The organism is Plantactinospora endophytica (genome assembly GCF_016862915.1).
Taxonomy (GTDB): Bacteria; Actinomycetota; Actinomycetes; order Mycobacteriales; family Micromonosporaceae; genus Plantactinospora; species Plantactinospora endophytica.
In genome coordinates, this window is the sequence record NZ_BONW01000004.1 from 208,471 (window position 1) to 231,637 (window position 23,167).

The 23,167-nt window shown below is 70.3% G+C and carries 21 protein-coding genes; 11 read left to right on the forward strand and 10 right to left on the reverse strand.

Annotated features, from left to right (window positions below; all coding sequences use genetic code 11):
- Positions 1 to 54 precede the first annotated feature (54 nt).
- Complete coding sequence (locus Pen02_RS06635; RefSeq protein ID WP_203865031.1) at positions 55 to 2,106, forward strand: cellulase family glycosylhydrolase; 2,052 nt, start codon at positions 55 to 57, stop codon at positions 2,104 to 2,106.
- Positions 2,107 to 2,284: 178 nt separating this feature from the next.
- The gene (locus Pen02_RS06640; RefSeq protein WP_203865032.1) at positions 2,285 to 2,755 is read left to right on the forward strand and encodes a hemerythrin domain-containing protein; all 471 of its coding nucleotides are present in this window, start codon (positions 2,285 to 2,287) and stop codon (positions 2,753 to 2,755) included.
- Positions 2,756 to 2,812: 57 nt separating this feature from the next.
- Here the strand turns inward: Pen02_RS06640 and Pen02_RS06645 are convergent, their stop codons facing one another.
- Complete coding sequence (locus tag Pen02_RS06645) at positions 2,813 to 3,286, reverse strand: SUKH-4 family immunity protein (protein ID WP_203865033.1); 474 nt, start codon at positions 3,284 to 3,286, stop codon at positions 2,813 to 2,815.
- Between the two features lie 360 nt (positions 3,287 to 3,646).
- Between Pen02_RS06645 and Pen02_RS06650 the strand changes: the two genes are divergently transcribed.
- Positions 3,647 to 4,426, forward strand: coding sequence for a hypothetical protein (locus Pen02_RS06650; protein ID WP_203865034.1), 780 nt, complete (start codon positions 3,647 to 3,649; stop codon positions 4,424 to 4,426).
- Positions 4,427 to 4,457: 31 nt separating this feature from the next.
- Here Pen02_RS06650 and Pen02_RS06655 read toward each other — a convergent pair whose 3' ends face one another.
- The 5 genes from Pen02_RS06655 to Pen02_RS06675 form a co-directional block, all read right to left on the reverse strand.
- Positions 4,458 to 4,886: a hypothetical protein gene (locus Pen02_RS06655; RefSeq protein WP_203865035.1), complete on the reverse strand. Its 429-nt coding sequence runs from the start codon at positions 4,884 to 4,886 to the stop codon at positions 4,458 to 4,460.
- The gene (locus Pen02_RS06660; protein WP_203865036.1) at positions 4,870 to 5,523 is read right to left on the reverse strand and encodes a hypothetical protein; all 654 of its coding nucleotides are present in this window, start codon (positions 5,521 to 5,523) and stop codon (positions 4,870 to 4,872) included. Before Pen02_RS06660 ends, Pen02_RS06655 begins: the two co-directional genes overlap by 17 nt.
- Positions 5,520 to 5,780, reverse strand: coding sequence for a hypothetical protein (locus Pen02_RS06665; RefSeq protein WP_203865037.1), 261 nt, complete (start codon positions 5,778 to 5,780; stop codon positions 5,520 to 5,522). The genes Pen02_RS06660 and Pen02_RS06665 overlap by 4 nt, the downstream gene beginning before the upstream one ends.
- A gap of 302 nt (positions 5,781 to 6,082) precedes the next feature.
- The gene (locus tag Pen02_RS06670; RefSeq protein ID WP_203865038.1) at positions 6,083 to 6,283 is read right to left on the reverse strand and encodes a DUF397 domain-containing protein; all 201 of its coding nucleotides are present in this window, start codon (positions 6,281 to 6,283) and stop codon (positions 6,083 to 6,085) included.
- Positions 6,280 to 7,188, reverse strand: a complete 909-nt coding sequence (locus tag Pen02_RS06675) for a DUF5753 domain-containing protein (RefSeq protein WP_275413557.1) — start codon at positions 7,186 to 7,188, stop codon at positions 6,280 to 6,282. Before Pen02_RS06675 ends, Pen02_RS06670 begins: the two co-directional genes overlap by 4 nt.
- Positions 7,189 to 7,550: 362 nt before the next feature.
- Here Pen02_RS06675 and Pen02_RS06680 point away from each other — a divergent pair, with 362 nt between their 5' ends.
- Together Pen02_RS06680 and Pen02_RS06685 are read left to right on the forward strand one after the other, a co-directional pair.
- Positions 7,551 to 7,877, forward strand: a complete 327-nt coding sequence (locus Pen02_RS06680) for a DivIVA domain-containing protein (RefSeq protein WP_203865040.1) — start codon at positions 7,551 to 7,553, stop codon at positions 7,875 to 7,877.
- Positions 7,877 to 10,096, forward strand: coding sequence for a hypothetical protein (locus Pen02_RS06685; RefSeq protein WP_203865041.1), 2,220 nt, complete (start codon positions 7,877 to 7,879; stop codon positions 10,094 to 10,096). The genes Pen02_RS06680 and Pen02_RS06685 overlap by 1 nt, the downstream gene beginning before the upstream one ends.
- Here Pen02_RS06685 and Pen02_RS06690 read toward each other — a convergent pair.
- Both Pen02_RS06690 and Pen02_RS06695 read right to left on the reverse strand, forming a co-directional pair.
- On the reverse strand, positions 10,009 to 10,962 hold the full coding sequence (locus Pen02_RS06690; protein ID WP_203865042.1) for a DMT family transporter: 954 nt from the start codon (positions 10,960 to 10,962) through the stop codon (positions 10,009 to 10,011). The genes Pen02_RS06685 and Pen02_RS06690 overlap by 88 nt on opposite strands.
- A gap of 10 nt (positions 10,963 to 10,972) precedes the next feature.
- A complete protein-coding gene (locus Pen02_RS06695; RefSeq protein WP_203865043.1) occupies positions 10,973 to 11,596 on the reverse strand; it encodes a mycothiol-dependent nitroreductase Rv2466c family protein in 624 nt (207 codons plus the stop codon).
- A 109-nt stretch (positions 11,597 to 11,705) separates the two neighbouring features.
- Between Pen02_RS06695 and pdxR the strand changes: the two genes are divergently transcribed.
- Positions 11,706 to 13,133: a MocR-like pyridoxine biosynthesis transcription factor PdxR gene (pdxR, locus tag Pen02_RS06700; protein WP_239140160.1), complete on the forward strand. Its 1,428-nt coding sequence runs from the start codon at positions 11,706 to 11,708 to the stop codon at positions 13,131 to 13,133.
- A gap of 220 nt (positions 13,134 to 13,353) precedes the next feature.
- Here pdxR and Pen02_RS06705 read toward each other — a convergent pair whose 3' ends face one another.
- Entirely contained in the window at positions 13,354 to 16,680 is a 3,327-nt protein-coding gene (locus tag Pen02_RS06705; protein ID WP_203865044.1) for an endo-1,4-beta-xylanase, read from the reverse strand.
- A gap of 450 nt (positions 16,681 to 17,130) precedes the next feature.
- Entirely contained in the window at positions 17,131 to 17,562 is a 432-nt protein-coding gene (locus Pen02_RS06710) for a hypothetical protein (RefSeq protein ID WP_203865045.1), read from the reverse strand.
- 286 nt (positions 17,563 to 17,848) lie between these two features.
- Here Pen02_RS06710 and Pen02_RS06715 point away from each other — a divergent pair, with 286 nt between their 5' ends.
- From Pen02_RS06715 to Pen02_RS06740, 5 genes are all read left to right on the forward strand, one after another.
- Positions 17,849 to 18,733: a S1C family serine protease gene (locus tag Pen02_RS06715; protein WP_239140161.1), complete on the forward strand. Its 885-nt coding sequence runs from the start codon at positions 17,849 to 17,851 to the stop codon at positions 18,731 to 18,733.
- A 40-nt stretch (positions 18,734 to 18,773) separates the two neighbouring features.
- On the forward strand, positions 18,774 to 19,796 hold the full coding sequence (locus Pen02_RS06720; RefSeq protein WP_203865046.1) for an AAA family ATPase: 1,023 nt from the start codon (positions 18,774 to 18,776) through the stop codon (positions 19,794 to 19,796).
- A 3-nt stretch (positions 19,797 to 19,799) separates the two neighbouring features.
- The gene (locus Pen02_RS06730) at positions 19,800 to 20,852 is read left to right on the forward strand and encodes a DUF58 domain-containing protein (RefSeq protein ID WP_239140162.1); all 1,053 of its coding nucleotides are present in this window, start codon (positions 19,800 to 19,802) and stop codon (positions 20,850 to 20,852) included.
- On the forward strand, positions 20,849 to 21,832 hold the full coding sequence (locus Pen02_RS06735) for a VWA domain-containing protein (protein WP_203865047.1): 984 nt from the start codon (positions 20,849 to 20,851) through the stop codon (positions 21,830 to 21,832). The genes Pen02_RS06730 and Pen02_RS06735 overlap by 4 nt, the downstream gene beginning before the upstream one ends.
- A gap of 79 nt (positions 21,833 to 21,911) precedes the next feature.
- Entirely contained in the window at positions 21,912 to 23,024 is a 1,113-nt protein-coding gene (locus Pen02_RS06740; protein WP_203865048.1) for a VWA domain-containing protein, read from the forward strand.
- Positions 23,025 to 23,167 lie beyond the last annotated feature (143 nt).

Consider the following 23,167-nt stretch of genomic DNA (forward strand, 5'->3'; position numbering starts at 1 on the left):
TCTGATCCGTACCCCTGTTCCCGGACACCGCTCCCGGAAAGGATCACCACCGCCATGAAGCGCCACGTCCCCCTGCTGTTGGCGCTGGCCGGGCTGCTGCTCGCGGCCTCGCCGGCACCCGTCTCCGCCGCCCCGGACGACCCGTCCGCCCCGTCCACCCCGTCCACCCTGTTCACCCCGGCCGGCTCCGGACAGGCCGGTAACTCTGGGCAGTCCACCGCCGGCTTCGTCGTCCGCAAGGGCGACCAACTGATGCTCGACGGCAAGCGGTTCCGGTTCGCCGGGACCAACAACTACTACCTGATGTACAAGTCGCGGGCGATGGTCGACGACGTCTTCGCCGACGCGAAGGGGGCCGGATTCACCGTGCTGCGGCACTGGGGCTTCCTGGACATCGGCACCCCGGGCGGGACGGACTCGGTCGCCGGTCCCGCCGACGGCGTCTACTTCCAGTACTGGGACGGGCAGCGGCCGGCGTACAACGACGGGCCGGACGGGCTGGAACGCCTCGACTACGTCCTCTACGCCGCCAGGCAGGCCGGGATCAAACTGGTGATCCCGCTGACCAACAACTGGCGCGACTTCGGCGGCATCGACCAGTACGTCCGCTGGCGCGGCGGCCAGTACCACGACGAGTTCTACACCGACCCGGTTATCCGGGGCTGGTACAGGGACTGGATCTCGCACGTACTCAACCGGACCAACACGCTGACCGGGGTGGCGTACAAGGACGACCCGACGGTGATGACCTGGGAGCTGGGCAACGAGCCGAGGTGCAAGGGCTCCGGCGTCTACCCGATGTCACCGACCTGCACCCCGGCGGTGTTGACCGCGTGGGCCGACGAGATGACCCGGCATATCAAGTCGATCGACCGTCGGCACCTGGCCAGCGTCGGCGACGAGGGCTTCTACTGCGACGACCCGGCCAGCGCGGACTGGACCGTCAACTGCGGCGAGGGCGTGGACTCGATCGCGCTGACCCGGCTGCCGGCGGTGGACGTGGTGTCGTACCACCTCTACCCCGACCACTGGGGCAAGGACGCCGCCTGGGGAGTCGAGTGGATCAAGCGGCACAACCGGGACGCCCGCCGGCTCGGCAAACCGGTGATGCTCGGCGAGTTCGGTTACGTCGACAAGGCCACCCGGAACCCGGTCTACCAACAGTGGACGGACGCGCACATCGCCAGCGGTGGCACCGGCTTCCTCTACTGGATCCTCTCCGGCATCCAGGACGACGGCAGCCTCTACCCGGACTACGACGGCTACACCGTCTACTGCCCGAGCCCGGTCTGCACCACGCTGGGCAATGCCGGTGACGAACTCGTCCGGGGCCAGCGCTCCCGACCGCCGGTCGCCGACCACGACAGCGGGGTCACCGAATCGGGTACGCCGCTGACGCTGACCCCGGCCACGAACGACATCGCGTACCGGACGACGGTGCGGCCGGCCAGCATCGACCTGGACCCGTCGACCGCCGGCCAGCAGCGTACGGTCACCGGCCCCGGTGGCGTCTTCACGCTCGACCCGGCCAACGGGACTGTGCGGTTCGTACCGGCGGACGGCTTTCAGGGTCGGGCGGTCGCCGCCTACACCATCCGCGACCAGGCCGGACGCGTCTCGAACGTTGCCGAGTTGACGGTGACGGTCAAGCCGGCACCGGGCGACCCGATCCTGATCGCCTCCTGGGAGACCGGGGTCGAGGGCTGGGCGCCGGGCAACTGGCAGCCCGACGCCGGAACGGTGGCCCAGACGACGGACTTCCACACCCAGGGCGCGGCCGGGCTGCGGGTCGCGGCCACCGGCGGCGGCTGGTTCGGGGTGACCCTGCCGACCCCGGTCGACCTGTCGGCGAAGGCGACGCTGAAGTACGACCTGCGGGTGGACCCGACGGTCGGCACGTCGACCTCCATCGCCCTACAGACTGGGGAGGGGTGGGCGTGGTGCCAGTCCACCTTCGGCTGGGTATCGCAGGGTACCGAGACGACGGTGACGGTCGACCTGCTCACCGAGATGTCGTGTGACGCGGCGGCGCTGGCCGACGTACGCGGAATCCTGATCTATGTCAGCCCGGGCACCCACGACCTGGACCATCTGCGCGCCGAGTGAGGCGGGCGGGCCGGTTGCGGGCGGACGTGCGCCCGCAACCGGCCGCAGTGGATCTGCCGGAGCTGGCTTCGTGATAGCTTCGGTCCCAGCGTCGCGTGCCGGTGGCAGACCGTGTCAGGCATGGAGGCGCCGGACCGAAGGGAACACGACGTGTCAGTCGTCCCTTCGCCCTCCACCTGTGGTTGAGGGCGAGAAGGCCAGGCTGGTGGCCTGGAGTCGAGAGTTGCGCCGGGTCCACGGAAGGCTCCGCGAGGCACTGCGGGTCACCCGGGAGGCCGTGGCCGACGGTGAGCCGGCGGAGCCGGCGACCAGAGAACTGCTGCTGTTCTGCCACGGGTTCTGCACCGCCCTGAGCGCACATCACGAGGGCGAGGACCGGGAGCTGTTCCCGGCGATTGCCGAGCAGTTTCCGGAGCTGCGGGAGACGTTGCGCTATCTGCGGCAGGACCACTCGATGATCGAGCATCTGCTCTCCGGCCTCCAGGCCGCCGTGACCCGGGCCGCTCCGCCGAAGGAGCTGAATCGGCACCTGGAGGGCGTGGCGGCGATCATGGAGTCGCACTTCAGGTACGAGGAACGCCAACTCCTGGTGGTACTGGAGACTCTGGCGCTGGACGCGAATCCGGACGTCGTGCTGGGACCGCTGTGACCGTCAGAGGTAGCTGGTGCATTACGCGGCCGTGAGGCGCTGGTAGCGCGGGAAGAGTCAGAGGTCCGACTGGTTGGCGTAGTTGCCGGCAGCGATGTCCCACGAGAGGCAGTCCCAATAGCTGTCCCCGATCATCGCCGGCGCATCCCACCTCGCGATGACCCACTGCATCTCGTTCTTGGCGTCTTCCCAGCCGTCGGGGTCGGCACCGACGATCGCGGGCACAAGATCGGCGACCAGGCGTAGCGAGCGGGCGTACAGATCGAGCGACGAGTTCACGAACGTGAGTGCCTGGTGGTGATCGATGACCTGTACGGCACCCGTGTCCAGGTCGAGACAGAACTCGCCGCCCCATGCGTCGGTGCCGTAGCCGAATCGCAACAGTCCATTTCGGAAGATCAGGTTCGGGCCGGGCAGAAACAGGTCGGCATCGTCGAGTCGCAGCGATTCCGGCAGGTCGGCCGTTGCCAGTCGGTCCCGCAACTCAGGCGGCAGCGAGCCCCACCCGTCGAGTTCTGCCAGCACGGACATGGCGGTCAACCTACCGAGCGCCAGCCGGCAGCGCGGGGATCAACTCGGCCAGGACGACCCCCGGGCCGATCCGGTAGGGATCTGCGGTCGCTGCCTTCGAGCCGGGGACCGTACCGGCGCGGACCTCGATGCGGAGAGATAGAAGGCCGTCGACATTGTCCTGGCGAGCACGTAACGTGTTTACCTGCATACCGAGAGGTGTGTGCGGATCACTCGGTTCACTGGCGATTGCCGGCAACGAATCCGTGAGGTGGTCGCCGCATGGACGGCAGGAAGCACAGCGCTCGTTGTGAGAAGGCCCTCAAGGACGGTTGCCGGTGTACCGGCTGCGGAGGATCCCAGCACGGCTGGGGTGGCTCGATGGACCTGGTCAACGGTAATCCCGACGACCGCCTGCGGCGCCGCGAGGCGTACGAGGAGAAGTTGCGGGCAGAGCCGGGCTCGCGGTGGCCGAGCAACCAGGCTCGTTCGATCGTCGCTCACCTGGCGCGACTGGACGCGGTGGACTGGCTGGCCCGCTCGACACAGCACGGCATGCCGGATCGGGCGCGGCCGGCACCGGCACAGCCATCCGGCGGAAGGCGCGAGGTCGAGGACCGCATCAGACCGGTCGAGCAGGTATCTCTCGTTGCCGAGGCGATCACGACCGGAACCTGGCCAAGAATCACGAGAGACGTCGCCCGGGTCGCGTCGGATCCGACAGGCGTACGGCGAGAGTTGGCCAACCATGGCTGGTGTGACCTGCTGGTCGGAATGATCCGGGCAATCGAGCTGGTCAAGGGGCCGCTCAACAGCCTCTCCGAATGGCCGGTCACGATGATCAGCGAGGCCGTCCTGACGTCATCCATGCAGGCCGGACGTCCGCATGTCACCGGCACCGTCGTGGACCTCGTGGTGTCCGAGGTCTGGCGGGGCTTCAGGGCAGCCGCGTGTGGTGGGATCCCACTGATCGAGCTGCTCACCGGCGAGGAGGCTTTGCGCGCCCTGCGAATCCTGGCCGTGTTTATCTGTCCCGCGCCGAGCAGGCATGCCGAGGTACGGAGGTATGCGCTGAAGCCGCTCGGCGAAGACGTTCACCACGTCCTCAGCGAGCAGACGGAAGCGCGGTTGGCCGAGATGTTCGTCGAATGGCTGCCGTAGCACGGCCAGTTCAACCTCCTGAGGTCCAGACCTAGGAGCGACTGGCGATCGCAGTTGCCTCGGCGAGCAGCGCGTCGAGTTCGTCATCTGTGATCTTTTCGTCGGTCAGCACCTTGTACGTGACCGCAGCCTGAATCTTTCCGATCGAACTCGGCTCGATGTCGTAGTCGGCGTCCGGGTCGATGTTGGCTCTGATGAGCGCCTCCGCGTCCTGAGCATCGATAGCGGGCGCATCGTCTGCCAGACCGGCCCGCAGGTCTGCCACGAACCTGATCACCTCTGCTGACGTTGCGTTCTCCCCGAAGCGTCGGTCGACGGCAAGGAAGAAGAGTGCAGCCAGAAACCGAGGAAACCCGTCCCAGCCCTCAGCGTCCAGTTGCGTTTCGATCCTCTCGTTGGCCTCGTTGTCACCCCTGACCAGGGTCCGGATGTAGGCTGCAAGCTCAGGTTTGGTCGTCATCTCTCTTTTTCTCTCGCTGCTTCCTGGCGCTGTTCCACACCGACTTGGCCGCGACGGCAACCGCGCCAGTGGCCATGATCGCTGCTGTCACCGGGTTGTCGATCTGTGGGCGCTCCTGCGACTGAGGTGGTTTCGGGGGAGCCGTGCCGGCAGATGTCGTTCCCGAAGGGCCGTGCTGCTGCCGAAAGTACTTCAGGACCGCCTTCCCGCCATCCTCGACCTGCTTCAAAGTGGATTCATGGTCCTCGGCCTTCTGCATCTGCTTGCGCCAGATGATGTCTGCTTTGCGGCCCCGTCGTCCAGCTTCGTCCAGGAGACGTTCACCCGGGGGCATCTCGGTGTCCTGCACCTCGTCGTCCGACGCTGAGCCGGGTGCAATCCGGTTCGAGTATGTGGTGAAGCGTGCTCTGGCCTCCGTCAACAGACGGGCTGTCCTGGCAGCCTTCTCGCCGGCGGTCCGGATATCGGTGATCGCTTCCTGCATCTGGGGATGGTCGCTGCCCGATGCTGCCTCGGAGTACCGCTGGCGAGCTTGTTTGGCGTCGGCTTCGGCGCGCATCGCGATGACCGCTGTGGCGGCGAGTCGTTCCCGCACCGCTTGCAGTTGAGCCACGATGTCGGCGATGGAGCTGGTCATCCGAGCGTCGCGAGGTAGGCGTCGGCGTGCTCAACTGCCGCGTCGATGCGGCGTACGGTCAGGTCGACCTCTCGGCCGAAGTCCTCCAGAATCTTCAAGCCGGCCTGGGCGTCGTCATCCCGGCTGTCGTGCACGGTGAGCCGGGCGAGCTGTTCTGCCTCAGCGGCCTCTGTGCCCACCGTGACCAGGATTTTCTTGGCTTCTTGTGCAGCCAGAGATCCCTGGCGGATCGTCCGCTTGACCTCGTCGATGTTCACCGCGTCGCCCCTGATCAGACCAGGACGATTGCACACGCACGGGCGGCGGTCGCGCTGCCCTGGACAAGGGCGATGGGCTGTGCGTGTGTGCTTTCGGCTCCCTCGGTCCTGGGCATTCGGTGTCCTCCCCGGTCGCCAGACGACGGCGATGCGCGCAGACACGTGGGAGGTGTCGGGTTACCGCCGCGTGGTCGATCGAACACTAACCGAAGGGACCGGCGAGAGCAGCCCCGGAAACGCAGTTCTCATTGCCTGAAAGACGGCGGACGCAGCCCCTGGCCAGGATTCCGGGCCGCTGTTGGTCAGCGCGGGTCGGCCTGGATGGTGGCGACGAAGCCGGACCAGGCCGGGCCCGTGAAGGCGAGGATCGGTCCGCCGAGGTCCTTTGAGTCGCGTACGGCCACAGCCCCGCCCGCGTACCGCACCTCGACGCAGGCGGCGTTGTTCGCGCTGCGGGACGACTTGAACCAGTCCCGTTCAGGAGTGTGCTCGATGGGGGTCACGTCATCTCCTTGGCGATTCGCCGGATTAACGCCAGCGACTCGTCCGAGCTTAACGCGCGTTCCAACGTCTCCTCGAAGGTGATCACGTAGTCGGCTACCCGGCCCGACTGGTCGATGATGTCACTGGAGGTCAGGATCTCCTGCCAGACCAGCTCGGGCAGCCGAGGCGAGGGGAAGGAGAGGATCTGGAACGGTCCACCCAGCGCGGGATAGGCGCCTGCGGTGAACGGCACGATCCTGATCTGGATCTGCTCCGGCCGCTTGGTGACCAGCGTGGCGAGGTGTTGGAGCTGGTCCCGCATCACCGCCGGTCCGCCGACTTGCTGCCGAAGCACACCCTCGCCGAGCACGGCGATGAGGGTGAGCGCGTTATCCCCGGTCAGTCGCGTCTGCCGAGCCATCCGGACCGCAATCCGGCGGTTGACCTCGGTGAGCCGAACGTAGGTGTTGCCGCCACGCATGATCGCGCGGGCGTACGCCTCGGTCTGCAACAGGCCGTCGATCACGTCGCTCTGGTAGCTGCGGACATGGTCAGCGCCGGCTTCGTAGCCGAGGAACCGGAGGAACTCGGCGGGGAAAAGCTGGGAGTACTGGTGCCACCAGGCACGTTTGGTCGACGATTCCCGTAGCTGCTCAAGCTCTGCCGCGTCGTTGGGCTCGATCTCGTAGACCTGCACGAGCTGGGCCAGGCGGTCAGCGGGCAGCTTGACCTTGCCCGCTTCCACACCCGACACGTACGCCTGGGCGATGCCCGTGGCCCGACCGGCCGCTACGGCGGTCATGCCCAGCTCCTCGCGTCGCTCGCGCAACCGGAGACCAAGCTCCCACGCCTGCACGGTCGGCGACTCCACCGGGCTCGGCTTCGACCGACGCGACCTTGACGCTCCAGACGACCCGGCGCTCATCACGACTCCTCCTGTCCACAACGATGATGGCAGATAGTACGCGGAGAATCTCTTGACGTCATCCTCTTGATATCAACGCGATCATCCTTAATCCTAGTCACTGCAGGTTGGTGATGACGTCGTCACAAGTTGCCCTGGAGGTATTGGGTCGACATGGAGTCACTTCACCTGTCCGAAGCGGCCGGGACGGCCAGCTTGTACGGGTTGTCCGTCCCGGTTTCTGAGTCACGCCCTGCTGCCGTACGTGTTGCTCGTGCTTGCGGTGGTGGGGCGGGGTGGCCCCGGTCTGGGGTGAGCGCGCCGGACTGTCCGGCCGGGGCCACCCGTCCACGTCCTGTTCTCGGAGAGGCTGGTGAGGGGTCATGCGTGCACTGCTCCGGTGGTCGTTCCGGCAGGAGGGGCGGGAGGGGCAGCCGCTGCGGCGGCTCGGTGCTTCCTACCGGTCGGCGAAGCGCCGGCCGTTGTTGCCGTCGCAGGTGCGGCTACGCCGGTTCACCCCGGTCGGCTTCGGTCGGCGGGGGATCGATCCGGACGAGGTGACCGAGTTCCTGGAGCAGGTCGCCGGTGACCTCGCCAGGGCGTACGCCGAGTTGGCCGGCGTCCGGGAGCAGAACGCCCGGATCAAGGACGCGTTGCGGCGGTGGCAGTCCCGGCAGGTGTCGACGGCGCACGGGTTGGCGCGGCGCTGATGGCCGAGACTGCGGTGGTGCAGTGCCGGTCGTGTGACGGCCTCTCCTTCACCCTCGACCCGTGCCGCTGCACCTACGGCGGCAACCGCCTCCTGATCGGCGAGAGCATCGGCGAAAGCGAGGCGGACCGGCGGACAGCGGGGAAGGCGTACCAGGACTGCCTGGAGTGTCAGGGGGTCGGCACGGTCGGCCGGCCCTGCCACGACTGCGGGCAGACCGGGCGGCGTCGCGCCCAACTCGTACTCACGATGGCGAACCTGGATACCGGGGCGGTGGCCTCGGCGAACGTCGTACCCGGGGTGGTGGAACCGGCGCCGTGGCCAGACGACGGCGGTGGGAGCTGGTATCTGCCGCTCGCCCCGCTGCTCCGCGACTTGGCCGCCGCCGTCGGCGTCGGCGCCGGCTCGTGGACGGACGTTCGCCAGCCCGGTGATCCGGACGGCCCGCTCGTCTTCCTGCCCCGCGCCTGGCGGCCGGAGCACTCCGCGTCGGCCCGCGAGACGCTGGAGGCCGAGGCCATCGCCGGGGAGAGCACCGAGGCGTGGCGGCTCTATCTCGGCCGGTCAACGGTCGCGCCGCCCCGGGAGCCGGCGACCGAGCTGGGCCGGCTCTGCCGGCTGGCCGATCTGCTCTGCCTGGACCTGGTGGTCGAGGCCCGCCGCCTGATCGCCACCGACGGGCTGACCTGGGCGATCCGGTTCGAGGTGCCAGGCGGGCCGGTGCCGTCCGAGGCCCGGGGCTACGCCGACGACCTGACCACCGCGATCACCACCACGACAATCCTCGACGCCTGCTACGGCCTGGAGGAGCGCGGCCTGACCGCCCCCGCCCACCATGTCACCATCGGGCAGCCACCACCCGACCCACCCACGATCGACCTGGACCAGCTAGAACGGCGGATCCTCGCCGACTGTCTCGACCTGGCGACCGGCAGCCCGACCGCCGGGGCGCAGGCGATCTGGCGGGACGGCCGCTGGTGGCACACCAGCCTGCGTACCGCCGGGACCTTGGAAACGCTCACTGAGTGGTCGACCGGGCAGATCTACAGCCGGCGTGCGACGAAACTGCGCCGGGGATGGCAGCCGCCGGCACCGTCGTGGCAGGACTCGCCCATCCCGTACGTCGACTGCCTCGACTGCGACCCGCACAGTCGACTCCGGCGCTGCGACTGCCGACTCGGCACCGACCGCGCCGATCCCGACTGCCCGAAGTGTGCCGGCTCCGGCCGCAGCCCGTCACTGCTGCGCTGCCACACCTGCCGGGGCAGCCGCCGACTCCACTCAGAGGCGGCGATCACGATCACCGACCTCGCCGGCCGGGTCGTGCACCTCAGTTGGCGCGGCGACGCGTCCGGCTGGCGTACCGGTGAATTCGCCTGGCAGGACGACCCCGCCGACCACCAGGCCGATCATGCCGGACCCGGCGGCGACGGCCGGGCCGGGCCGGCGGGGGAGCAGACCTGGCGGACCGGCAATCAGGTGCTGGCACCGCACGTGGCAACCCATCCCGGCGGCAAGCCGCTGCACCAGCTTCCCGACCACTTCCGGCTCGCCGGCTGGGCCAACCACTTCGGGGTACGCCCGGAGGACCTGGTCGAACTCGACGGCGGCGGCAACCTCGACCACGGTCTCCGGAACGGCACCGTCACCCTGCACCGGCCCGACGCCGACCCGCTCACCGAATACCTGCGCTGGGCCGCCCGGGGCCGACCCGGCGGCCGGCTCCTCGTCCTCGCCCGCCGACCCGACGTGCCACCCCTGGCCGACCTGGTCCGGCTCGTCCTCGGGCTGCGCCTGAGCGTCACGATCACCCTTACCGATCACATCCGCAATGCCGGCGACCTCCGCCTCCTCCAGGGCGAAAGCTGGGACGTCACCGTCAACATCTCCAGTCGACTGCCCGCCCCGGCCGACCCGCCCACCCGATCCACCCCGGAAGCCGCGATCGCGCACTGCCTCGACTATCTCGAACTCGCCATCTCTGGCAACGTCCCCGACAACCCCGACCAGCCGATCCCAGTCCCGCAGACCCCGACCCCGATCGCGGTCGACGACCCCGTACCCCTGCTCCGTCGGCTCGCCCACCACCACCCCGGACAACCCGTCGCCGTCCACTACGACGGCGTCACCTGTCAGGTGTGGCTCCGCGAACGCGACGACGTACGCCAGCTCGCCACCGCGCCCACCCTCCCCGCCGCCATCGGCGCCCTCGGTCTCTGAACGGTGGTCGGTGCGGTGGCGTCGCGACGGGTTGCCAGCACCGAGCCGCCGAGGATCAGCGTGAACGCGGCGACGACCGGGACGGTGAGCGGCTCGCCGAGCAGCAGCACTCCGGCGACGACCGCTACCACCGGGTTCACGTACGTGAAGACCAGTGCCCGGCTGACGCCGACCTCGCGGATCAGCGCGGCGAAGATGACGAACGCCGCCGCCGTGCAGACCACGGCCAACCCGGCGAGGGCAGCCAGGACCCGGCCGCTGGGCAGCGCCGCCGGCCAACTCAACACTGCCGGTGGGGCATACACCAGCGCGGCTCCGCCGAGGCAGACGGCGGACAACGGCAACACCGGTACGTCGGCCAGCCGGCGCGCCAGGATCAGCGGTGCGATCCCGTAGCAGAGGGCGGCGAGCAGCACCTCGACGATCGAGAGCACGTTGCCGCCGCGCAGACCGGGCGCGGCCAGCACCGCCACCCCGGCGAGTCCGACGCCCAGACCCGCCCAGCGTCGCCTGCCCAGCCGCTCGACGTCACCGGCCAACCGCCCGACCAGTACGGCGATGATCGGCGACGCGGCGATCAGCAGGCCCGTCATCGAGCTGCTGATCTGCCGTTCGGCGTCGGTGAGCAGCCACCACGGGACGATGATCTCAAGCGCCGCGAAGGCGGCCAGCGGTCGCCAGTGCCGGTGCAGTCCCCGGGCACCGCGTACGGCCAGCGGCAGCAGCACGGCGGCGCCCACCGCCGTCCGGACGAAGACCAGCACCGGTACCGGGACGCCGCCCTCCACGGCTACCTTGATCAGCAGATACGGAATGCCCCAGATCACACTCATCAGGGCGAAGAGCAGCCAACCCCGCCTCGTCACCGCGCTCTCCTCAGTGGAATTCCGGGTCCCGGGTGCGGGTCCGCTTCAGTTCGAAGAAGCCGTCGGTGCCGGCGACCAGCAGCACACCGTCCCAGAGCCGGCCGGCTGCCTCACCGCGTGGGATCGGCGTCACCACCGGCCCGAAGAACGCGATCCGCCGACCGTCCGGCCCGGGTACGTGGATCACCGGCGTACCGACCTCCTCGCCGACCGGCTCCATCCCGGCCAGGTGGCTACGCCGGAGTTCCTCGTCGTACTCCGTCGAGTCGGCGGCGTCGGCGAGTTCGACCCCGAGCCCCACCTCGGTCAGCGCGGCGACGTAGAGGTCCCGGCCGATCGGCTGCCGGTCGTGGTGGTGCCGGGTGCCGAGGGCGGTGTAGAGCGGACCGAGCACCTCCGCGCCGTACTTCCGCTCGGCGGCGACGGCCACCCGGACCGGCCCCCAGCCGACCTCGAAGAGGTCGTGGTACCGCTGCGGCAGGTCCGTCCGGCCCTCGTTGAGGACCGACAGGCTCATCACGTGGAACCGCACCTCGATCTTCCGCATCTGCTGGACCTCCAGCAGCCAGCGGGAGGTGATCCAGGCCCACGGGCAGATCGGGTCGAACCACATGTCGACGGAGGTCGGCGTCATCGAGATCCCTTCGCAGAGGTTCGCTGTGCTGCCAGTGACGTTAGGTGGCATATTGGCTGTGCAGAAGCGCCAATTCTCGGCAAACTGATTGGGCCAATTGAGGGGGAAAGTGGAGGTCCACGTACGGCTGGTCGGCGGTGACGACCTGACCAGTCAGATCTACCGACAGTTACGGGAGGCCGTGCTCGACGGGCGACTGCGGCCGGGCGAGCGGCTGCCGCCCACCCGCGAGCTGGCGGAGCGGCTCGGGGTCGCCCGGAACACCGTGGCGGCGGCGTACGACCGGCTCACCGCGGAGGGCTTCCTGGTCGGCCGGGTCGGCTCCGGAACGTACGTCGGCGATCGCCGGCTGATCGGCGAGGCGCGACCCCGGTCCGCCCCGGTCGGCCGAGGCGTCCGACCCCGTCCGATCTGGGACTCCGTCCCGGAGACGCCGCGACACCCCGCCCCGAGGTACGACTTCCGGGTCGGCGCCCCCGATCCGGCGCTGTTCCCGCTGGAGACCTGGCGGCGGCTCGTCGCCCGGCAACTCCGGGCCGCGACCGTCCGGTATCCGGCCTACACCGAGCCGGCCGGGCATCCCGAGTTGCGCGCGGCCCTCGCCCGGCACGTCGGCGTATCCCGATCGGTGCGGGCCGGCGCCGACGACGTCCTGGTCACCCAGGGCGCGCAGCAGGCGCTCGACCTGATCGGTCGGGTGCTGATCGAGCCGGGCGACCGGGTGGTGGTGGAGGAACCGGGCTATCCGCCGGCACGTCGCCTGTTCCAGACCCTCGGCGCCCGGGTCACCGGGGTACCGGTCGACGCGGAGGGACTCGTCGTCGCCGCGCTGCCGGCCGGCAGCCGGCTGGTCTACGTCACCCCGTCCCACCAGTTCCCGCTTGGCGTACCGATGTCGTTGGCCCGGCGTACCGCCCTGCTCGACTGGGCGGGGCGGCACGGCGCGGTGGTGGTCGAGGACGACTACGACAGCGAGTACCGGTTCGCCGGCCGCCCGCTGGAACCGTTGCAGAGCCTGGACCGGCACGGTCGGGTTGTCTACGTCGGTTCGTTCTCCAAGACCCTGCTGCCGATCCTGCGGGTCGGCTTCCTGGTCGCGCCGGCCTCGCTGCGGCCCGCGCTGCGCACCGCGCGGCAGCTCACCGACTGGCACGGCGACCTGACCACCCAGGGCGCGCTGGCCGAGTTCATCGACGAGGGCCTGCTGGCCCGGCACATCCGCCGGACCAGCCGGGAGTACGGGGCCCGCCGTGAACGCATCCTGGCCGCCCTGGCCGCGCACCTCGCCGGACGGCTGCACCCGGTGCCCTCGGCCGCCGGGCTCCACCTCGCCGTCCGGCCCGGCCCGGACCCGACCGGAGATCTGACCGCGGTGGCGGCGCGGGCCCGCGAGAACGGGGTCGCGGTGGAGGACCTGGCCCGCTACTGCGCCGAGCGGCCCGCGCAGCCCGGCCTGGTCATCGGGTACGGCGGCATCGCGCTGACCGACATCGACGAGGGAATCCGCCGCCTCGCCGCCGGGTTCGTCCAGCGGTAGAACGGATCAGCAGCGGGCTGACCGGGCGACGTTCGGGGTGAGCACCTGGCTCTCGAACCACTCGGCGCGGGAAGCCGTCGACTTACTCGCCCGACTGGCCGCCGAGCGCGCGCCGGTCGGCTGAGCGCCCATGCCGAGCGGGCCCCTCCTGCCGCGATGTGCGGAGGAAGGGCCCGCTCTCGACCGGGCGCCGCATCCGGCGGTCCGGTTCGCGCCGAGGTCAGCGGTTGGCGCAGTAGCCCACGCTGAAGGTGCTGGCTCCCGGCTTCAGGGTCCTGTTCCAGGCATCGCCGTGGATCCGGTAGCTGCCGTCGCCCTGGAGTTGCCGTTGGAAGTTCCAGGCCGTGTAGATCTGGCCGCCGAGTTCGACATAGCCGTACCAGTCGACGGGCTTGTCGGTCCTGTTGGTGGCGACGACGTTCGCGCAGTAGCCGCCGCCGCTGTCCGAGCCCCACTGGGTGAAGTTCGTGACCTTGATGTCGACGTTGCCGTCGGCCGGGCCGACCAACCGGCCCACACCCCAGCGGGAGGTGGTCTGGTAACCGGTACCCAACTGGTCGGCCCAGTTCCGGATCGCGGTACGGGTGCCGCCGGTGGCGTCGTTGACCTGGAAGTCCAGGCCGTGGAACGTGTCGAGGCCGCCGTACTCCAGGAGGCTGATCGCCGCCTCGACGGTGTAGCCGGTCTCGGTGCGGACCGTCGCGCTGGTCAGTCGGCCCCGCTGGAACGTTTCGTCACCGGTGCCGAACGAGACGCCGTTGTCCGCGTTGATCCGGATCTGGGTGTCGTCGTAGCGGTAGGGGCCGTTCTTGGCGTTGCCCCCGTCGACGTAGATCTCCACCGAGTCCCGGGTCCACGGATCGGAACCGGAGACGTCGACGACCGGGTCGGCGACTTCGGCGAGCACGTAGAGCGTCTGGTCCCGCCACAGGGTGCGGACCGTGGCGGTCGCGCCGTCCGCGCCCGAGACCGCCTTGGCGGTGGTGACCGCGCGGGCGTCGGCCCAGGTGGTGTCCACGGTGCCGTCGACCACCGGCGCCGTACGGGCCTGGGTGACCTCCAGGTACGACAGCTCCTCGACCAGGCCCAGGGTGCCCAGCGCGCCCGGGGCGTTCCAGCCGGCGGTGCGACCGTCGTTGCCCACCTGGACGTCCAGGGTGAGCGTGTCGCCCTCGGCCGCGTCGGTCAGCGGCAGGTGGGCGACGATGTCGTAGCCACCGCTGCGCTCCTTGGCCACGGCGGGCACGTTCCCGCTGCCGTTCCGGGCCACCGTGTACGTCTGGTCAGCCAGCACGAAGCTGACCTCGTCGCCGGCCGAGGCGGCGGCGTCGGAGACCGTCACGAAGGCCGTCAGATGATCCGGAGCCCAGCGAAGTTGGAACTTTGCCAGGTCCTCCACCGCATGCAGCGGAAGCTTCCTCCAGGTCAGGTCGGAGGTGGCGGTGTCGGAGAGGGCGACGTCGCCGGCAAAGACGTTCGCCGTACGCAGCCGGGCCGGAAGCTCGCCGTCCACCGCGCCGTGGTACGCGGGCTTGGCCTTGAGGTTGTCGTCGAAGACGAGCGGGGCACCGTTGCCGGCCCGCCAGGACCGACCGTCGGTCAGGCCCCACACGGTGACCACGAACAGGTCGTCCGCGTACGTCCGGAAGAGTCGGAACGCGTCCCGGAAGTAGTAGCCCTGCTCGATCAGGTTCGCCCGGGTCACCGGGGTACCCGTGACGACGTCGAGTTCGGTGACGGCCTGGGTCACCGGCAGGTCCTCGAACGCCGCCAGCGCGGTGCCGAGGTTGGCGACCGGGGTGGCCAGTGACACGTGGAACTGGTGGCCCACCCCGTCGACCGGTACCCCACGGGCGATCAGCCGCTGCACCAGCGCCTTGTACCGCCCCTGCTTGCCAAGCTGCTCGGTGTTGTAGTCGTTGATGAACAGGGTGACCGGGTCGGTGCCGGCGACGGCGTGGACGTCGTTGAACGCCTCGTCCGCGTACCGGAACGCGAGGTCGATGTACTCCTCGCCCAGGATCCGGTACCACTCGCTGCGGCGCAGTCCGTCGCCGAACTCGCCACTGTCGGCGACGACCTCGTTGACGACGTCGAAGGCCCGCATCGGGTTGGTGGCGGAGCCGAACGGACCGTACCGGTCACTCAGCGACTCGGCGACGGCGAAGACGTGCGTACGCAGCCGGTCGCGGAGGACCTGTTGGTGCGCCGCCGACGTGCTGAGCGGGGCGCCGGCCTCGTCCTGGAAGAACCAGGCCGGAGTCTGGCTGTGCCAGACGAGTACGTGCCCGTAGACGCCGAGGTTGTTCGCCCGGGCGAAGTCCATCAGCGCGATCGCCTGGTCGTGCGGGCGGAAGGTGCGCTCCGCGTCGTACCACGCCTCCGGCTTCATGTGGTTCTCCGGGGTGATGTTGTTGAAGTGCCGGGTCAACAGTTGGGCGGCGGCGCCCACCGTCTCGCGGCTGTCGATCGCGACGCCCATCGGGAAGTCGGTGGTCTCGTGGATCGGCGCGAGGTCCTCGATGACCGGCGGCTCCGGCACCCGTACGACGATGTCGTCGACGAGGAAGTTGCTGGTGTTTCCGGCCTCGCCGTTCTGCCACCGGGTCTCGAAGTAGAGCAGGGCGCTGTCGGCCGCCGGCATCGTGAAGCTCGCGGTCACCTCGGTCCAGCCGGTGTTCGTGATCCCGTCGAACTGGGCGAGCGTGCTGAACGACTGGCTGCCGCCGCTCGTGCTGGCGAGGCTGAGCCAGATCTGGTCGGTCGGCTGTCCCTCGGCGAACCGCAGCCACGCACGGAACTCGTAGGTCACGCCGGTCTCGAACAGGGCGCTCACGTCGCGGCCGATGCCGGCGCCCTGGTTCACCCGGTTGCCGACCAGGGCCGCGGCCTCGCCGCCGTGCGCGAGGTCGGTCAGCCCGACCGTCGGGGCGCCGGGTCCGCCGTCGCGCGGGCCCCACCCGTCGAGCCCGTCCTCGAAGTCGGTGTCGACCACGACCGCGCCGGGTTCCGGCCCGCCCTGCGGGGTGGTGATGCTGATGTCGTCCAGGAGGTACGGAGTGGTGCCCTCGGCCTCGACGTAGAGGTTGGCCGCGGTCAGGCCCGCGGGCATGGTGTAGCTGCCGCCGATCCGTACCCAGTTCTCCGCAGTGGTGGGGACGTTGTCGCCGATCCAGGTGTAGGTGTTGGCACCACCGTCGGCCGGGGTGGCCTCCATCGTGAAGTGCACCCCCGCCGACCCGGTGGTACCGGCCGGAAGTTTCGCCCATGCGCTGATAACGTACGTCCCGCCGGGCTCGAATCTCGCGGCCGCGTCGATCGCCGCTCCCTGCCAGTTTGCGGTGCGGCCGGTGACCGAAAGGCTATTCGCGCTCTCGTGCCCCTCCGCCGTTATCCCGAGGGTGACGGCTCCGCGCGGCCCCCAGGGAGCGTAGGAACCCGACTCGAAATCGTTGGCCAGGACGACCCGGTCCGCGGCCTGGGCGGGGGCGGCGAACGCGACCGACCCAACGATGGTGAGCAGTAATGATGTGACAAAAGCGGTCATTCTTCGAGCGGGTTTCACCGGTCTGTGTCCGATGCGCATCAGGGGCTCCCTAGCCGGGCGGGACGGCGCGATGGTGGTGTCTCCGAACCGAACTCGCGGATTCAGTCGCGCGAATGTTAGCCGGGTGACGTGGGCTAGTCGAGATGCCCTGTCCGACCGGACGCCACCTCTCCGCCGGACGGTCAGAAGACCGAAAGTTTCGGCTAGCGGGGTGCCGATGTTTCGGAGCCAGTCCATGGTCGGGGCTGGGCGTACCACCGCTCGGATCGGAGGCCCTTCCGGTCGCGCTGGTCGGCTACCTCGCCCCAGGGGTGGCGCCGGGGCGACAGCCACCCCTGGGCACGTCAAGAGGACGACGGCAGGTACCGGATCCTGCTGGGCCGGCCCGACCGGTGGCTTGGCCCGAGCGACCGGTGGCTTGGTCCGAGTGTGCGGTGGACGCGCGCCACGTCAGCGGTATCGCGGCCGGTCGTCGTCGATCTGGGTGAAGGTGACGGTGTCGGAGAGGTAACCCGGGAAGCTGAGTGTGATGACGAGAACGTTGTCGATCGTGTCCTCGTCCTGCGCGCTCCCCAGCCCGAATCCCTGCCAGTTGCTCCAGTTGGTCGGGGTGAACCGCAGCATCACCGGCTGGCTGATCCACCTGCCGGTGCCCCGCATCGTCATCTGGAGATAGGCTGCCTCGGCCGGCGGGTGGCTCAGGCGTACCCGGAAGCCGGCGCCGGTGCCCTCCGGGATCGAGGTCGAGGCGGGCTCGGCGATCACCGTCGGCAAGTCGCCGACGGCGGCCTGCGTCGGTCCGGCGGGGGCGATGATCGCGACGGCGGCGAGCGCGAGCGCGCCGACCGCGCCGGACCAGCGGCGTACGGGAATGACGGGCATCGGAATCCTTTCGGGCAGCAACGGACGTCACGGCGGCACCGCCGGAGCCCGCCAGCGGCGCTGATCTGCGTGCCCTACCCGCGCGAAGGCATTGAGATCCTCCCATGTCCCGAGGTCGATCGGAACTTCCCGCCGCGAGCGCGGTCGGTCAGGGACCCCGCCCCCGGCTCGCCGAGCGACGGGATCCACCTCGGCCGGGCATGTAAGTCGGAATCGATCAGATCTGACCCGCGGATCAGCAGTCGCCCCGGGTCAATCTGTGGAAAGGCCCCTACAGTCGAAGGATGTGCAGTCTGGCGGTCTCGCGGTGACGGCGGCGCTCGGCAGCGGGACGGACCTCCGGGCGGAGCCCTCGGAGGTCGGGGAGCCGGCAGGCCGTAGCCGAGCCGCGCGGCTGCGCCGGAAGGTACTGGTCGGCCTCGTGCTGGCCTGGGCCCTGGCGATCACGGCGGCGGTCGTGCTGCGCGGGGGCGGGGACTCGCCGCAGCCGGGTTCGGCGGCGCCGTCGACCTCGCCGTCCGCTTCGGAGGGACCGCTCGACGCGACCCAGGTCTACCGGACGCTGCTGCCCTCGGTGGTGCTGATCCGGACGACGGCGGGTGCGGCCTCCGCCGAGAACGCGAACGCCATGACCGAGTCGGCGACCGGTACCGGTGTGATCGTCAACGCCGACGGCACCATCCTCACCGCCGCACACGTGGTGGACGGCGCCGGCCGGATCACCGTGACGTACGCCGACGGGACCGAGTCCGCCGCGACGGTCGCCGCCGCCGACGCCAAGCAGGACATCGCCACCCTGACTCCGGCGACGTTGCCGCAGACGGTCGTACCGGCGGTGCTCGGCGGTGCCGCCGAGGTCGGCGACGACGTGGTGGCCATCGGCAACCCGCTCGGGTTGACCGCGAGCACCACCAGCGGGGTCGTCTCCGGGCTGGACCGGGTCGCCCGGGGCGGGCCGACGGCGATCTCCGGACTCATCCAGTTCGACGCGGCAGTCAACCCGGGCAGCTCGGGCGGCCCACTCGTCAACGACCGCGCCCAGGTGGTCGGTGTCGTCATCGCGCTCGCCAACCCCACCGACGCCGGCACCTTCATCGGGATCGGCTTCGCCGTACCGATCGGGGCGGCGCTCGGTGCCGGCCGGGGCGACGGACAGGTGCCGCTGCTGTGACCAACTTCTCCCGACCAGAGCCAGCACAGAGGACGGACCGATGAACATGCCGCAACGCGACGCCGGGAACTGGGCCGGAACCGGAGCCGCGCCGGCCTCCGCCGGTCCGATCGAAAAGGTGCGCTACGAGGTCAAGAAGACCATCGTCGGCCAGGACCCGCTGCTCGAACGGCTGATCGTGGCGCTGCTCGCCCGGGGGCACATCCTGGTCGAGGGGGTACCCGGGCTGGCCAAGACGCTCGCGGTCAAGTCGCTGGCCGAGGCGATCGGCGGGGACTTCCACCGGGTGCAGTTCACCCCCGACCTGGTACCCGCCGACATCATCGGTACCCGGGTCTACCACCAGCCGACCGGCGAGTTCCAGGTGTCGCTCGGGCCGGTCTTCACCAACCTGCTGCTCGCCGACGAGATCAACCGGGCGCCGGCCAAGGTGCAGAGCGCACTGCTGGAGGTGATGCAGGAGCGGCAGGTCACCATCGGCCGGGAGACGCACCCGGTACCGAATCCGTTCCTCGTGATGGCCACCCAGAACCCGATCGAGTCCGAGGGCACGTATCCGCTGCCGGAGGCGCAGGTCGACCGCTTCATGATGAAGGTGGTCGTCGACTATCCGAGCGTGACCGAGGAGTTCGTCGTGGTCGAGCGGGCGCTCGCGCCGGCCACCCCGATCCAGCGCATCGTCGACCCGGCGACGCTCGTCGGGCTCCAGCAGGAGGCGGACCGGGTCTACGTCGACCCGTCCCTGATCGAGTACGCCGTCCAGCTCGCCCACGCCACCCGCGATCCTCGCCGGGTCGGCCTGACCGACCTGGCCCGGTACGTGACGTTCGGCGCCAGCCCCCGGTCGTCGATCAGTCTGGTGCTCGCGGCCCGCGCCCTCGCCTACGTCCGGGGCCGGGAGTACGCCGTGCCCGAGGATCTCACCGACCTCGCTCTGGACGTGCTGCGGCACCGGCTCGTCCTCTCCTACGAGGCGCTCTCCGACGAGGTCACCCCCGACCTGATCCTGTCGAAGATCCTGGCGAACGTGGCGATGCCGGAGCCCGCCGGCCGTGGTCGCTGACCGATGGCGACCGTTCCCGAGCGGTTGCTGCGGCGGCTGGAGTGGCGGCTCCGCCGCCGCCTCGACGGGCGCCTCCAGGGCGCGTACCGCACGGTGTGGCAGGGCAGCGGTATCGACTTCACGGACCTGCGCGCCTACACGCCGGAGGACGACGTCCGGCACATCGACTGGAACGTCACCGCTCGGCTGGACGAGCCGTACGTCCGGCAGTACACCGAGGACCGGGAGCTGACCGCCTGGCTGGTCGTCGACCGTTCCGCCTCGATGCGCTTTGGCCGTCCGCCGGACCCGAGCGGGGCGGACGGGGCGGGCACGGTCGGCAGGGCGGGCGCGGCCGACGGCTCGGGCAAGGCGGCCAACGGTGACGGGGCGGCCGAGGGTGACGGGGCGGCCAGGGGAGACAGGGCGGGCCGGGGCGACGGGGCGAGGCGGGACGGCGGGACGGCGCGGGGCAAGGAGTTCGTGGCGACCGAGTTGGCGGTCGCGCTGGGCCGGCTGGTGGCGCAGGGTGGCAACCGGCTCGGCGCGATTCTCTACGACAACCACGCCCACCGGGTGATCCCGCCCCGGACCGGCCGCGACCAGGTGCTGCGCATCGCGCACGAACTGCTGCGCCCGCCACCCGCCGCCGGCAGCGGCGCCACCACCGACCTGGCCGCGATGCTGCGGCTGGCCGCCAGCACGACCGCCCGACGCCGCAGCCTGGTCTTCGTGGTCTCCGACTTCATCGGCGACCCGGGTTGGGAACGTCCGCTCGCCATGCTCACCCACCGGCACGAGGTGGTGGTGATCCGGGTGGTCGACCCGGCCGAACTGGAGCTGCCCGACCTCGGCCTGATCCTGGTCGAGGACGCGGAGACCGGCGAACAACTCCTCGTCGACACCAGCGATCCACTGCTGCGTGGCCGCCTCGCGGCCGAGGTCGACGCCCGGGAGGACGCGCTGGCGGAGCGGATGCGGCGGGCCGGGGTGGACCCCCGACACGTCAGCACCGACCAGGACCTGCTCGCCGTACTCGTCGGGTTGGCCGGGCAGTCGGGTCGGGGGCGGCGATGAGCTTCGACTACCCGCTGGTGCTGGCCGTCGCCGTACTGGTCACCGCCGCCGCGATCCTCGGCTACGTCGCGCTGCAACGCCGTCGTACCGCCGCGCTGGCGGCTGCCGGCTTTGGGGTGCCGGCGGGCGGCAGTACGCGGCGGGCGGCACTGCGCCGACACCTGCCGTACGCGCTGCTGCTCGCCGCCCTGCCGATCCTGCTGCTGGGAGTGGCCCGCCCGCAGGCCGAGGTCGTCGTGCCGAGGGCCGCCGGCACGGTGATCCTTGCCTTCGACGTCTCCAACAGCATGTCCGCCGAGGACGTGGCACCGAGCCGGCTCGCCGCCGCGCAGGCCGCCGCGACCGGCTTCGTGGAGGAGCAGCCGGACTCGGTCGACGTCGGCGTACTCGTCTTCGGCGACCAGGCACTGCTGACCCAGGCTCCGACCGACGACCACGCCGCCGCCGTGTCCGCGATCGGGCGGCTCTCCTCGGGCGGCGGTACCGCGCTCGGGCAGGCGATCCTCGTCGCGCTCGGCACCATCACCGGCAAGCAGGTCAGCCTGCCGGCCGACGGCGGAATCGCGACCACGGAGGATCTCGGCTACTGGCCGTCGGCGACGATCGTGGTCTTCTCCGACGGCCAGCAGACCGGTGGCCCCGACCCGTCGGCGGCGGCCGAACTCGCCGCTGCCGCCGGGGTACGCATCCAGACCGTCGGGGTCGGCACCGCCGAGGGCGCCACCGTCGAGGTCGACGGCTACCAGCTCGGTACGGCGCTGGACGAGGCGTTGTTGAGCACGGTCGCGCAGATGACCGGCGGCAGTCACCACCGGGCCGGCGACGCGGAAGCGCTGGCCGAGACGACCCGCTCGATCGACCTGCGCCTGACCAGCCGGAAGGAGCCCGTCGAGCTGACGGCGCCGTTCGCCGGTGTCGCCCTGCTGCTGCTGACCCTCGGTGGACTGCTCGGCATCCGCTGGCACGGAAGGATCGTCTGATGTCGTCCAGGTGGCCGTGGGCGCTGCTCGGGCTGCTGGCCGTAGCGCTCGGCATCCGCTGGCACGGGAGGATCGTCTGATGTCGCTCAGTTGGCCGTGGGCGCTGCTCGCACTGCTGGCCGTACCCCTGTTGCTGGTGGCCCGGTGGTGGCTGAACCGGCGGCGTAGCCGGGCGGCGGTCACCGTTTCCAGCATCGCGTTGATCCGGGCCGCGCTGCCCGGCCGTACCTCGTGGCGCCGCCGCATCCCGGTCTTCCTCTTCCTCGCCGGACTGCTCGCGCTGGCGGCCGGGCTGGCCCGGCCGCAGGCGTCGGTGGCGGTGCCGTCGAACGACACCTCGATCCTGCTGGCGCTGGACGTCTCCGGTTCGATGTGCAGCACCGACGTCGCGCCGAACCGGCTGGCCGTGGCGAGCGACGCGGCCCGCGACTTCATCGAGGCACAGGACGGCGAGACCCGGATCGGTCTGGTCGCGTTCTCCGGGATCGCCGCCCTGGTGGTGCCGCCGACCAGCGACAAGAAGGCGTTGCTCGACGCGATCGGCACCCTCACCACCGCCCGGGGTACGGCGATCGGCCAGGCGATCCTGGCCGCCATCGACGCGATCGCCGAGACGAACCCGAACGTCGCCGCGACCGGTGTCGACCTCGGTGACGTCAGCCCTGACTCGCTCGGCGAGCACCAGCCGGACACCATCGTCGTGCTCACCGACGGCTCGAACACCACCGGCGTCGACCCGGTCACCGCCGCCGAACAGGCCGCCGCCCGCCGGCTGCGGGTCTACACGATCGGGTTCGGCACCACCGAGCCCGCCCCGATGGTCTGTACACCCGACCAGATCGGCGGCGAGCCCGCCTTCGGCGGCGGCCCGCGCGGCGAGGTCTTCGGTGGCGGGGGCCGGTTCCGCCGGGAGATCGACGAGGACGCGCTGACCCGGGTCGCGGACGTCTCGGGCGGGCGCTACTTCCGGGCCGAGGACGCCGGCGAGCTGACCGAGGTACTCGCCGACCTGCCCCGGGAGTTCGGTCTGCGTAAGCAGGACGTCGAGATCAGTGTCTGGTTCGTCCTCGCCGGAGGGTTGCTGGCCTTCACGGGTGTCGGGCTCGCGCTCTGGTGGAATCGGGTCCCGGGCCGGCGGGCAGCGGTACCGACCGGGGCCGGCGCCCGGCCAGCACCAGGACGGCGCCCGTGACGAGCCCTGGTTCGCCGGCCGAGGTGAACACTCCTCATCGGACCGGACCAAAGTGATAAATGGTCACTTTAGGGAATGTGGGTACTTAACGCTAGAATTCTGACGGGCAGTGACGCCTCCCTCCACAACCCAATTGTCGGGAC